Annotated in this window: 10 protein-coding genes and 2 pseudogenes; all 12 read left to right on the top strand. The window is 71.7% G+C overall.

The features are described from left to right. Positions 1 to 57: 57 nt before the first annotated feature. Positions 58 to 897 carry a siderophore-interacting protein gene (locus Pma05_RS26250; protein WP_203860145.1) on the top strand — a complete coding sequence of 280 codons (840 nt, stop codon included), beginning with the start codon at positions 58 to 60 and terminating at the stop codon, positions 895 to 897. A 78-nt stretch (positions 898 to 975) separates the two neighbouring features. Beyond that, a pseudogene (gene dnaG, locus Pma05_RS26245) lies at positions 976 to 2,302 on the top strand (DNA primase); the annotation flags it as partial. Between the two features lie 65 nt (positions 2,303 to 2,367). Then, positions 2,368 to 2,862, top strand: a pseudogene (gene dnaG, locus Pma05_RS44410) (DNA primase); the annotation flags it as partial. A gap of 3 nt (positions 2,863 to 2,865) precedes the next feature. Then, complete coding sequence (locus tag Pma05_RS26240; RefSeq protein WP_239313109.1) at positions 2,866 to 3,402, top strand: hypothetical protein; 537 nt, start codon at positions 2,866 to 2,868, stop codon at positions 3,400 to 3,402. A gap of 107 nt (positions 3,403 to 3,509) precedes the next feature. Continuing rightward, positions 3,510 to 4,442: an ABC transporter ATP-binding protein gene (locus Pma05_RS26235; protein ID WP_239313107.1), complete on the top strand. Its 933-nt coding sequence runs from the start codon at positions 3,510 to 3,512 to the stop codon at positions 4,440 to 4,442. Positions 4,443 to 4,452: 10 nt separating this feature from the next. Then, positions 4,453 to 5,256, top strand: a complete 804-nt coding sequence (locus tag Pma05_RS26230; protein ID WP_372441565.1) for an ABC transporter permease — start codon at positions 4,453 to 4,455, stop codon at positions 5,254 to 5,256. Between the two features lie 57 nt (positions 5,257 to 5,313). Continuing rightward, on the top strand, positions 5,314 to 6,123 hold the full coding sequence (locus Pma05_RS26225; RefSeq protein WP_203860141.1) for an ABC transporter permease: 810 nt from the start codon (positions 5,314 to 5,316) through the stop codon (positions 6,121 to 6,123). A 154-nt stretch (positions 6,124 to 6,277) separates the two neighbouring features. Beyond that, positions 6,278 to 7,342, top strand: coding sequence for a cobalamin-independent methionine synthase II family protein (locus tag Pma05_RS26220; RefSeq protein ID WP_203860140.1), 1,065 nt, complete (start codon positions 6,278 to 6,280; stop codon positions 7,340 to 7,342). A 3-nt stretch (positions 7,343 to 7,345) separates the two neighbouring features. Next, positions 7,346 to 7,924 (top strand): carboxymuconolactone decarboxylase family protein, encoded by a 579-nt coding sequence (locus tag Pma05_RS26215; protein WP_203860139.1) that lies wholly within the window; start codon positions 7,346 to 7,348, stop codon positions 7,922 to 7,924. A 261-nt stretch (positions 7,925 to 8,185) separates the two neighbouring features. After that, positions 8,186 to 9,364: an ROK family transcriptional regulator gene (locus Pma05_RS26210; RefSeq protein ID WP_203860138.1), complete on the top strand. Its 1,179-nt coding sequence runs from the start codon at positions 8,186 to 8,188 to the stop codon at positions 9,362 to 9,364. A gap of 73 nt (positions 9,365 to 9,437) precedes the next feature. Continuing rightward, positions 9,438 to 11,081: a sugar ABC transporter ATP-binding protein gene (locus Pma05_RS26205; protein WP_203860137.1), complete on the top strand. Its 1,644-nt coding sequence runs from the start codon at positions 9,438 to 9,440 to the stop codon at positions 11,079 to 11,081. Then, positions 11,078 to 12,208 carry an ABC transporter permease gene (locus tag Pma05_RS26200; RefSeq protein WP_203860136.1) on the top strand — a complete coding sequence of 377 codons (1,131 nt, stop codon included), beginning with the start codon at positions 11,078 to 11,080 and terminating at the stop codon, positions 12,206 to 12,208. Before Pma05_RS26205 ends, Pma05_RS26200 begins: the two co-directional genes overlap by 4 nt. The last annotated feature ends 56 nt before the right edge of the window (positions 12,209 to 12,264 follow it).

Here is a 12,264-nt window from a genome sequence, read left to right as displayed (position 1 = left end):
CGGCCGGATCGGCGGCCCCGGCATCCGGACCTCGATATCTTAGGGTAGCCTAATCTAATGGCAGAGAGCTCTAACGGAACCGGCGTCAGGTACGCCACCGTACTGCGCGCGTCGTGGATCACGCCGCACATGATCCGCGTGGTGCTCGGCGGGGACGGGCTGACCGGCTTCGCTGCCGACACCTACACCGACCACTACGTCAAGTTGATCTTCCCGCCGGTCGGTGTCGACTATCCGGTACCGCTCGACCTCGACCGGCTCAAGCGCGAGCGGCCCCGCGACCAGTGGCCCCGGCTGCGGACGTACACGGTGCGGGCCTGGGACGCCGCGGCCCGGGAGCTGACCCTGGACTTCGTCTACCACGGCGACGAGGGGCTGGCCGGCCCGTGGGCCGCCGGCGCCCGCCCCGGGGACCGGGTGATGTTCCGGGGCCCCGGCGGCGGGTACGCCCCGGACCCGACGGCCGACTGGCACCTGCTGGTCGGCGACGAGAGCGCCCTGCCTGCGATCGGTGCCGCGCTGGAGCGGCTGCCGGACGGTGCCCCGGCCCTGGTCTTCGTCGAGGTCTCCGGCCCGGCCGAGGAGCAGCACCTGAGCACCAAGGCGGAGGCCGAGATCATCTGGGTGCACCGTGCCGGCCGAGCCGTCGGCGACCCCCTGGTCGAGGCGGTACGCGCGGCCACCTTCCCGCCCGGCGAGATGCACGCCTTCGTGCACGGCGAGGCGTACTTCGTCCGCGAACTGCGCCGGATGCTCCGTGCCGAGCTGCGGGTGCCGAAGGAGCGGCTCTCCATCTCCGGCTACTGGCGTCGCGGCGACGACGACGAGAGTTGGCGCTCCGCCAAGGCCGACTGGAACCGGCAGGTCGAGGCCGAGGACTCCGCGACGGTCGGCTGAACCGCGCGTCGCACTGCCACCCCTTCGCCGTTCACGTCGGCCCGGCAGGGCAGGATGTAGCCCGGAGGGGGTGAGGCGGTGGCCGGGCGGATCCGCGACGAGGACATCGCGCTGGTACGGGAGCGCACCTCGATCGCCGACATCATCTCCGAGACGGTCACGCTCAGGTCGGCCGGCGGCGGCAACCTCAAGGGACTCTGCCCGTTCCACGACGAGAAGACCCCGTCGTTCACCGTCGCCCCTGCCCGAAATGTTTATTTCTGCCACGGGTGTGGGGCCGGTGGCGACGCCATCAAGTTCCTGATGGACGCCGAGCACCTGAGCTTCGTCGAGTCGGTCGAACGCCTCGCCGACCGGGCCAACATCCAGCTCCGCTACCTCGAGGCCGGCCCCGCGCCGGTCCGCCCTCAGCAGGGCCAGAAGCAGCGGCTCGTCGCCGCGCACACCGCCGCCGCCGAGTTCTACGCCGGCCAGCTCGGCACCGCCGGGGCCCGGCCGGCCCGCGAGTTCCTGGCCCAGCGCGGCTTCGACCGTACGGCGGCGCAGACCTACGGCTGCGGCTTCGCCCCGGACGCCTGGGACCTGCTCACCAAACACCTGCGGCAGAAGGGCTTCACCGGTCAGGAACTGGTCACCGCCGGGCTGGCCCGGGAGGCGCGCTCCGGCTCGCTGATCGACCGGTTCCGGCGCCGGCTGCTCTGGCCGATCAAGGACCTGACCGGCGACGTGATCGGGTTCGGCGCCCGCAGGCTCTTCGACGACGACGACGGCCCGAAATACCTGAACACCCCCGAGACGCCGATCTACAAGAAGTCGCACGTGCTCTACGGCATCTCCCAGGCGAAGCGGGAGATCGCCCGGCAGGGGCGGGCGGTGATCGTCGAGGGGTACACCGACGTGATGGCGTGTCACCTGGCCGGGGTACCGACGGCGGTGGCGACCTGCGGCACGGCGTTCGGCGCGGACCACATCTCGGTACTGCGCCGGCTGCTGATGGACACCGACGCGGTGGCGGGCGAGATCATCTTCACCTTCGACGGTGACGCCGCCGGGCAGAAGGCGGCGCTGCGGGCCTTCGAGGACGACCAGCGGTTCGTCGGGCGTACCTTCATCGCGGTCAGCCCGGACAACATGGACCCGTGCGAGCTGCGGCTGGCAAAGGGTGACCTGGCGGTGCGGGACCTGGTCGCCCGCCGCGAGCCGCTGGTCGACTTCGCGCTGCGCCAGGTGCTCAACCGGTACGACCTGGACACCGTCGACGGTCGGGTGGAGGCGATGCGCCGGGCGGCCCCGCTGGTGGCCAGGCTGAAGGACCGGGAGAAGCGTCCGGAGTACGTCCGCAAGCTCGCCGGTGACCTCGGGATGGAGATCGAGCCGGTGCAGCGGGCGGTGCTGAACGCCGCCGCCCAGCAGGGGGCCGGGCAGTCGCGCCGGGGCAACGGCACCGGGCCGACCCCGCCGCAGCGGCCGGCCCCGGTCGAGCCGGTGGTGGACAACCCGCAGTCGCTGGTGGAGCGGGAGGCGCTGAAGCTCGCCCTCCAGGTGCCGGTGCTGGCCGGCCCGATGTTCGACGCGCTCGCGGCCGAGGTCTATCTGCATCCCGTACACCGGGTGGTGCGGGGCGCGATCGGGGTGGCCGGCGGCGCGGCGGCGGCGACCACCGGCGCGGTCTGGATCGAGCGGGTCCGGGACGCCTGCGGCGACCTGGTCGCCGCGGCGTTGGTCGGCGAGTTGGCCGTGGAGCCGCTGCGGCTGGACACCGACCCCGATCCCCGGTACGTCTCGATCACCCTGGCCCGGCTGGAGTGGGGCTCGGTGACCAGCCGGATCCGGGACCTGAAGTCGAAGGTGCAGCGGGTCAACCCGACGGCCAACAAGGACGAATACTTCGCGCTCTTCGGTGAGCTGCTCTCCCTGGAGCAGCACGCGCGAGCCCTGCGTGAGCAGGCGATGGGGGGTCTGTAGCCGGTGGAGGCGTTCAACCTGTTCCGTCGCGGTCGGAAGTTGCCGGCCGACCAGCGTCCCGGGCTGGAGTCCGGCGAGCGGGTGCTCGACTGGGCCCGGGTGGCCGACGGCGAGGAGATCGTGGTGGTCACCGACCGTGGGCTCTGGCTGCCGGGCGACGCCGCGCGGCTGGGCTGGCACGACGTACACAAGGCGGTCTGGTCGGGTCGGGACCTGGCGGTCACCCCGGCCGAGCCGGTCGAGGAGCGACCGGACTACCGGGTGGTGGCGGACGGGGCGGTCCGGGCGTACCTGCTGGTCGATCCGGGTGACGTGCCGCACCAGGTACGGGCCCGGGTGACCCGGTCGGTGGCGTACACGGCACACCACCCGTTGCCGGACGGCGGTCTGCGGATCGCGGCCCGGCAGGTACGTGGAGTCGACGGCCTGACCTGGACGGTCCGCTACGACCCCGGTACGCCGGTCGACGACCCGGCCGTGGTGGCCGAGACCGACCGGTTGGTGGCGGCGGCCCGGTCCGGCACCGACCCGGATCTGTGAGCCGGCCGCCCGCCGGGGCGCGCCCTTGCTGTTGGACGGGCTGACCTGGGCCGTTCCGCCCGGAAACTCGGTGGGACGTGTCGGACCCGGCCGTTATGGTCGAGCCCGTGACTAGGGACGGGATTCTCATCCAGGCGCGAGGGCTGGTCAAACGGTTCGGGGACTTCACCGCCGTCGATGGGATCGACGTCGACGTGCGGGCGGGGGAGGCGTTCGGTTTCCTCGGTCCGAACGGCGCCGGCAAGAGTTCGACGATGCGGATGGTCGGCTGTGTCTCGCCGCCGACCGACGGCGAGTTACAGATCATGGGGATGGACCCCCGGCGGGACGGGCCGGCGATCCGGGCCCGGCTCGGCGTCTGCCCGCAGTTGGACAACCTCGACCCGGAGCTGACCGTCCGGGAAAACCTCACCACCTATGCGCGCTACTTCGGCATCCCGCGCCGGGTGGCCCGGGAGCGCGCCGCCGAGCTGCTCGACTTCGTGCAGCTCGCCGAGCGGGCGGGCAGCAAGGTGGAGCCGCTCTCCGGCGGCATGAAGCGCCGGCTGACCATCGCCCGGGCGATGGTCAACGAGCCCGACATCGTGCTGCTCGACGAGCCGACCACCGGGCTGGACCCGCAGGCCCGGCACCTGGTCTGGGAGCGGCTGTTCCGGCTCAAGCAGCAGGGGGTGACGCTGGTGCTGACCACCCACTACATGGACGAGGCCGAGCAGCTCTGCGACCGGCTGGTGGTGATGGACGGCGGCCGGATCGTCGCCGAGGGGTCGCCGCGGACGCTGATCGAGCGCTACTCGACCCGCGAGGTGGTCGAGCTGCGCTTCGCCGGTGAGACCCAGGAGGCGTTCGCGGGCAAGCTGGACGGGCTCGCCGAGCGGATCGAGGTGCTGCCGGACCGGATCCTGCTCTACGTCACCGACGGCGACGGCGCGGTGGCCGAGGTGCACGCCCGGGCGCTGACCCCGGCCAGCGTGCTGGTCCGGCGCAGCAGCCTGGAGGACGTCTTCCTGCACCTCACCGGCCGGACGTTGGTGGACTGAGATGGCGCTCCTGGAGGCCACGGCGGCCACCCGCCCGCAGGCCGGACTGGTCGGGCGGTTCCCCGCGCTGGCGGTGCTCGAATACAACCTCGTCGCCTACCGCCGCACCTGGCGGGCGGGTGTCTTCTCGTCGTTCCTGCTGCCGCTGCTCACCATGGTCGGCTTCGGAGTGGGCGTCGGGGCGTACGTCGAGGCGCCGGTGGCCGGGGTGCCCTACCTCGACTTCCTCGTGCCGGGGTTGATCGCCTCGACCGCGCTCCAGGTCGCGATCGGCGAGTCGACCTGGCCGGTGCTCGGCAACTTCGAGTGGATCAAGATCTACTTCGCGCAGGCGTCGACACCGCTGCGGGTCGCCGACATCCTCGGCGGCCAGCTCGGCTTCGTGCTGTTCCGGGTGCTCACCAGCAGCCTCGCCTTCCTGCTCGTGGCGGCGGCGTTCGGCACGCTGCACTCGCCGTGGGCGCTGGCCACGCTGCCGCTGGTGGCGCTGATCGCGGCGGCGGTGGCCGTGCCGGTCTTCGCCTACAGCTCCTCGGTACGCAGCGACAGCTACCTGGCGCTGCTGTTCCGGTTCGCGGTGATCCCGATGACCCTCTTCGCCGGAGTGTTCTTCCCGGTCGAGTCGCTGCCTATGGTGCTGCGCTGGCTGGCGTACGCGTCGCCGCTCTGGCACGGCGTGGACCTGTGCCGGGCCGCCACCCTCGGCGTCGCGCCGGCCTGGTCGGTCCCGGGGCACCTGCTCTACCTCGCCGCCTGGGTCGCCGTCGGTTGGTGGCTGGCGCACTCGGCGTTCCGCCGCCGACTGGTGGTCTGAGTCGTCGTCGGCCGGCCCACCCCTGTCCGACCTGTTCCGAGCAGAAGAGAGGCTTCCGTGGTCAGCATCGTCCTGCCCCGGCTGATCAGTTTCGAGGGCGCACCCCGCCGGGCGGCCTCGGTGGCCGAGCGCAACGTCGCGGCGCTGAAGTCCGCGTACTGGGTGGTGCTGATCTCGGGCTTCTTCGAGCCGATGCTCTATCTGCTCTCCATCGGCGTCGGGGTGGGGGAACTGGTCGGCGACCTGACCCTGCCGAGCGGCACAGTGGTGTCGTACGCGGCGTTCGTGGCACCGGCGATGCTGGCCGCCTCGGCGATGAGCGGGGCGCTGGCCGAAACGACGTTCAATTTCTTCGGCAAGATGAAGTACATGAAGCTGTACGACGGGATCCTCGCCACCCCGGTGCAGCCGTTCGAGATCGCCCTCGGCGAGCTGGGCTGGGCGATGCTCCGGGGCAGTCTCTACTCGGCGGCGTTCCTGGCCGTGATGGTGGGGCTGGACCTGACCAGCGGGATCCGGGCGCTGGTCGCCTTCCCGGCCGCCGTACTGGTCGGCTTCGCGTTCGGCGGGCTGGGCATGGCGCTCTCCACCTTCATGCGCAGTTGGCAGGACTTCGACCTGATGGGCTCGGCCCAGTTCGCCCTCTTCCTCTTCTCCGGGACGTTCGTACCGGCCGAGGCGTACCCGTCGGTGCTGCGCTGGGTGGTCGAGGTGACCCCGCTCTACCGCGCGGTGCACCTGGTCCGGGGCATCACCGTGGAGGGCGGCGGCTGGGGCGAACTCGTCGACGTGCTCTATCTGGTCGCGGTGACCGCGCTCGGCCTGGTCGTCGCGGGGCGGCGGATGGGCCGGCTGCTCTGCAAGTGAGGTTGGGCGGGGTCGGCTCGGCGAGCGCCTCGGACACCCCGTCGTCGGGGCGCCGGGCCGCGACAGGTGCCGAGTGATCACGTCTCCGCGCCGGATGCGCAAACCCCGCAACCGACGCAGAGTCGGGGAAATCGAGGACCGCTAATTTCGAGGCATGAGTCTCCCGACGGAACCGATCGGAAGCATCCCCCGACCGCCGGCACTGCTCGCCGGCCTCGCCGACCACGCCGCCGGCCGGATCGGGCGCGACACGCTCGACGCGCTCTACGACGACGCTGTGCGGGACACGATCGCCCGATTCGAGGCGCTCGGCTCCCCGGTTGTCACCGACGGTGAACAACGCAAGCCGAGCTTTGCCACGTACCCCCTGGACGGGCTCGGCGGCCTGGCGCCGGACGGCGTCGTCATCCCGTTCGCGGACGGGCACATCCGGCAGTTGCCGAAACTCACCCGCGGACCGTTCCGCTACGCGGCCCGGTCCGAGAGCTACCTGCGGGCCGCGCAGCGGCACGCGAAGGTGCCGGTCAAGCAGGCCGTGATCGCGCCGTCGGCGCTGAGTCTGCTCTACCCGGCGGACGGCATCGACGGGTACGACCAGGCGGCGTTCCTCGACGACCTGGCCGACGAGGCCGAGGCGGACATCCGTGGTGCCCTGGCGGCCGGGGCGCACCGCGTGCAGCTCGACTTCACCGAGGGGCGCCTCTCCATCAAGCTCGACCCGTCGAAGGGCGTGCTGGACTCGTTCGTGGCGCTCAACAACCGGGTCCTCGACCGGTTCACTCCTGAGGAGCGGGCCCGGATCGGCGTGCACACCTGCCCGGGCGGCGACCAGGACTCGACGCACAGCGCCGACATCGACTACGCCGAGCTGCTGCCGAGCCTGTTCGCACTGCACGCCGGGGTGTTCTACGTACAGTTGGCCAGCGAGCCCGACCCCGACAAGGTGCTGGCCACGATCGCCGCCCAGGTACGCCCGGAGCAGCAGGTCTTCGTCGGCGTCACCGACCCGGTCGACCCGGTGGTGGAAACCCCGGAACAGGTCCGCGACCGGGTGCTGCGGGCCGCCGAATACCTGCCGCCCGACCGGCTCGGCACCTGCGACGACTGCGGCTTCGCGCCGTTCGGCGACGACGTGTCGACCTCGCGGGAGACGGCCTGGGCCAAGGTGCGGGCCCGGGTCGAGGGCACCGCGCTGGCCGCCGAGCGGTTGGGGGTTTGACCGATGGCCCACATCGACCTGGGCGTGGACGAGACCCGGTATCCGGGGATCATCGGCCCGATGCGGTTCCGGCCGGAAACCGCGCGGCCGCTCAACGAACTGGCCGAGGTGCTGCTGCGCGGGCCACACCCGCTCTCGCCCGGCGAGCGGGAGCTGATCGCGGCGTACGTGTCCGGCCTCAACGAGTGCGAGTTCTGCTGCACCTCGCACTCGGCCTTCGCCGCAGCGCAACTCGACGCCGGCATGCCGCTGGTGGACCAGGTACGCGCCGACCTCGACTCGGCGCCGGTCCCGGCAAAGCTCCGGGCCCTGCTGAGGATCGCGGCAGCGGTCCGCGACGACGGCCGCAAGGTCACCCCGGCGCTGGTCGAGGCCGCCCGTGCCGAGGGCGCCAGCGATCTGGAGATCCACGACACCGTACTGATCGCGGCGGCGTTCTGCATGTACAACCGGTACGTCGACGGGCTCGGCACCCTGACCCCGGACGACCCGTCCGGGTACGCCGAGCCGGCCCGCTGGATCATCGAGCGCGGCTACCTGGCGCTGACCGATCCCGACGCGACGTCCCCGGCACCGGACTGACCGGCCCGGCCCGTCCTGCCCCGGCCCGGCTCCGCGACGACCGCAAGCTGCAAGAGCGGGATCGCGGCCGGGGAGGCGGGGACCGCAGCGGGTGACCGCCCGCTTTCCTTGATCAACAACTAACTTTCGTCCGTTGGGACAAAAGTTAGCGTCATCTTGGATGAAGCTCTAGACATCCGCTCCGGAAGGCTCCTACTGTGTCGAACACAACGCGGTGGCGTTGCGTCGACGTGAACCGATGCCTGACGGAGGTGAGTCCCTGTGCGCACCCCGGAAGCGCTGCATCTGCGGCTGCTGAGGCTGTTGCGCGACGAGGGCGCGGTGTCCCGGGCCGAACTGGCGGACCGGTTGCAGATTCCTCGGCCGCGCCTGCTCGCCGAGCTGGAGCGGTTGGTCAGCCTCGGCTACGTGGCGGAGGCCGGACTCGCCGCCTCCCGGGGCGGGCGCCGCTCCACCCTTGTCGAACTCAACCCCGACCTGCGGTTCGCCGCCGTCGATCTGGGGGCCAGCTCGATCGACGTCGAGGTGGTCAACGGCCGGCTCGAACCCGTCGCCGCGTACGCCGAGACGACCGACATCCGGTCCGGCCCCAAGGTGATACTGCAACGGGTGCACGAACTGCTGCACAAGGCGAAGGTCGACGGGGCGTACGAGCGGCTGCACGCGGTCGGCATCGGCGTACCGGGGCCGGTGAGCTTCCGGGACGGCGTACCGGTCTCGCCGCCGATCATGCCCGGCTGGGACCGTTTCCCCGTCCGTGAGCTGCTGACCCGGGAGCACGGCTGCCCGGCGGTGGTGGACAACGACGTCAACATCATGGCCATCGGCGAGCGGCACGGCGGGGTGGCGCACTCGGTCGACGACTTCCTGTTCGTCAAGATCGGCACCGGCATCGGCTGCGGCATCTACCTCTCCGGCGAGGTCTACCGGGGCACCGACGGCTGTGCCGGCGACATCGGGCACATCCAGGTCGACTCGCACGGGCCGATGTGCTCGTGCGGCAACGTCGGCTGCCTGGAGGCGCTGTTCAGCGGCGCCGCGCTGGCCAAGGAGGCCACCGTGGCGGCCCGCAGCGGCACGTCGCCGGCGCTGGCCGACCGACTGGCCGCCACCGGTACGGTCACCGCGCTCGACGTCGCCGAGGGCGCCATCGAGGGGGACGTGACCTGCATCCGGCTGATCCGTGACGGCGGGCGGCGGGTCGGCGGCGTACTGGCCGGTCTGGTCAGCTTCGCCAACCCGTCGATGATCGTCATCGGCGGCGGGCTGGCCCAGCTCGGCCACATCCTGCTGGCGGAGATCCGCAGCGTGGTCTACCGGCGTTCGCTGCCGCTCGCCACCGGCAACCTGCCGGTGGTCCTCTCCGAACTCGGTCCCCGGGCCGGGGTCACCGGCGCCGCCGTACTCGCCACCGACGTCGCGTTCGCGGAGGCGTCATGACCGGGCGGATCGAGCGCCTCGGCCGGTCGAGTCGGTCGGGTCGGGACGGCGACGAGCGTACCGAGGAGACGTCATGACCGAACCCGCCGAGCGGCCCGCTGCCGACGAGACCGTACCGGCCGGCGTGCAGAGCCCGAACGGGACCGGCCCGGTCGGCGACCCGCCACCGCTGGTGACCCCGCCGGCCGACACCGTGCCCGGCGAGGTCGTCCTCCGGCTCACCGACGTGGTGAAGACCTTCCCGGGCGTACGCGCGCTGGACGGGGTGCAGTTGGAGGTGCGGGCCGGCGAGGTGCACTGCCTGCTCGGCCAGAACGGCGCCGGCAAGTCGACGCTGATCAAGGTGCTCTCCGGTGCACACCAGCCCGACTCGGGTCAGGTGGAGTGGCTCGGCGAGCCTGTCTCGTTCGGCAACCCGCAGGCCGCGATGAAGGCCGGCATCGCCACCATCTACCAGGAACTCGACCTGGTCGAGGACCTGTCGGTGGCCGAGAACGCCTTCCTCGGGCACGAGCCGCGCCAGCTCGGCTTCGTCCGGCGCGGCTACATGGCCCGGCAGACCCGGGAGATCCTGGCCCGGCTCGGGCACCCGGAGATTCCGCCCCGCCGGATGGTCCGCTCGCTGCCGTCCGCCGGCAAGCAGATCGTCAGCATGGCCCGGGCGCTCTCGCACGAGGCCCGACTGATCATCATGGACGAGCCGAGCGCCGTACTGGCACACGACGAGGTCGGCAACCTGTTCCGGATCATCCGGGAGTTGACCGCCCAGGGCATCGCGGTCATCTACATCTCGCACCGGATGGAGGAGATCCGCGAGATCGGCGACCGGGTCACCGTACTCAAGGACGGCCGGACCACCGCGGCGAACCTGCCGGCCCGGTCCACCCCGACCCGCGACCTGGTCAGCCGGATGACCGGCCGGACCATCGAGTACGTCTTCCCGGACCGCCCGGCCGAGACGCCGGCCGCCGAGAAACTGCTCGAGGTACGCGAACTCAGCCGGGAGGGCGAGTTCGCCGACGTGTCGCTGACCGTGCACGCGGGTGAGATCGTCGGCATCGCCGGCCTGGTCGGCTCGGGCCGCTCCGAGCTGCTGGAGACCATCTTCGGGGCCCGCCGGGCCAGCACCGGCACGGTCTCGATGGCCGGCCGGCAGGTCCGGCCGGGCAGTGTCGGTGCCGCCGTCCGGGCCGGCATGGGGATGGCCCCGGAGGAGCGGAAGAGCCAGGCGCTGCTGCTCGGCGAGCCGATCTACCGCAACGTCACGCTCGCCACCTTCACCCGGTGGGCCCGACTGGGCTTCACCGACGCCGGCCGGGAGCGGGCCGAGGCGAACGAGGTCGCCGACCGGCTGGAACTGCGGCCGCTGGACGTCCGGCGACCCGTCCGGACGCTCTCCGGCGGCAACCAGCAGAAGGTCGTGGTCGGCCGCTGGCTGCTCGGCGGCACGAAACTGCTGCTGCTCGACGAGCCGACCCGGGGCGTCGACGTCGGCGCCCGGGCCGAGCTGTACCAGGTGATCCGGGCGCTGGCCGCCCGGGGAGTGGGCGTACTGCTGGTCTCCAGCGAGGTGCCGGAGGTGCTCGGCCTGGCCGACCGCGTACTGGTGATGCGGGAGGGCCGGGTGGTGCACGAGGCGCCAGCCGGAGAACTCGACGAAGACACCGTGCTCGACCTCGTGATGGCGGGGTCGCTGATGGAGGGGGCGCCAGCGTGACCGAACGTACCGAGACCGCCGCGCCGGCGGGGGCGGCGCCGCCCGCGGACCGGCCGTCGCCGGTCTCGCCGGCCCCGGCCGGAGCGCCGGTCCACAAGGGAGCCGGTACGCCCGGGAACGGCACCGGCCGGTGGAGTGGCGACGCGGGTGAGTCGTTCCGGCGCAACCTGGGCCTGGTCGGGGTACTGGTGGTGCTGATCGTCATCGGCATCGTCACCCGACCCGACCTGTACAGCGACATGAACTGGGTCGGCGACAACATCATGTCGATCCTCACCCTGGCCTCGGTGGTCGGCGTGGTGACCGTGGGCATGACGTTCGTGATCATCGGTGGCGGGATCGACCTCTCGGTCGGCGCGATCGTGGCGCTGGCCGGGGTCTGGAGCACCACGGTCGCGACCCAGAGCTACGGCGCCGGAGGGATGATCTTCACCGCGGTCGTGGTGGCGGTCTGCGTCGGGCTGGTCAACGGCTTTCTGATCTCGTACGGCCGGCTGGTGCCGTTCATCGCCACCCTGGCCATGCTGGTCGCCGCCCGGGGTCTCGCCGCCGAGATCTCCGACAAGCAGACCCAGGTCTCCAACAACGCGACCATCAACGGCATCGCCAGCAACGACGTACTGGGCATCCCGGTGCTGGTCTTCATCCTCGCCGGGGTGGTGGCGGCCGGCTGGGTACTGCTCAACCGCACCACCTTCGGTCGGCGTACGGTCGCGGTCGGCGGCAACCCGGAGGCGGCCCGGCTGGCCGGCATCAACGTACGCCGGCACAGCATGCTGCTCTACGCGCTCTCCGGCCTCTGCTGCGGAATCGCCGCGATCATGCTCACCGCGCAGGCCAACTCCGCGCAGGCGGCGATGGCGAACCTCTACGAACTCGACGCGATCGCCGCGGCGATCATCGGTGGCACGCTGCTCAGCGGCGGCCGGGGCACGATCGTCGGCTCCCTGCTCGGCGTGATCATCTTTGCCACCATCACCAACCTGTTCGCGATCAACGGCCTCTCCACCGAGGCGCAGAACATGGTCAAGGGCGGCATCATCGTCGCCGCCGTGCTGGTCCAGCAGTTCCGGTTCAAGTCGCTCACCCAGCTCCTCGCCCGTAACAAGCTCCGCTCGACGAACTGACGCACCGCAGCAGTACCCGGTGGCGCCCGTCGCCGGTGGCCGCTCCTCGGCCACCG

Source organism: Plantactinospora mayteni (assembly GCF_016862935.1).
Classification (GTDB): Bacteria; Actinomycetota; Actinomycetes; order Mycobacteriales; family Micromonosporaceae; genus Plantactinospora; species Plantactinospora mayteni.
This window is presented reverse-complemented; position numbering and strand designations above follow the sequence as displayed.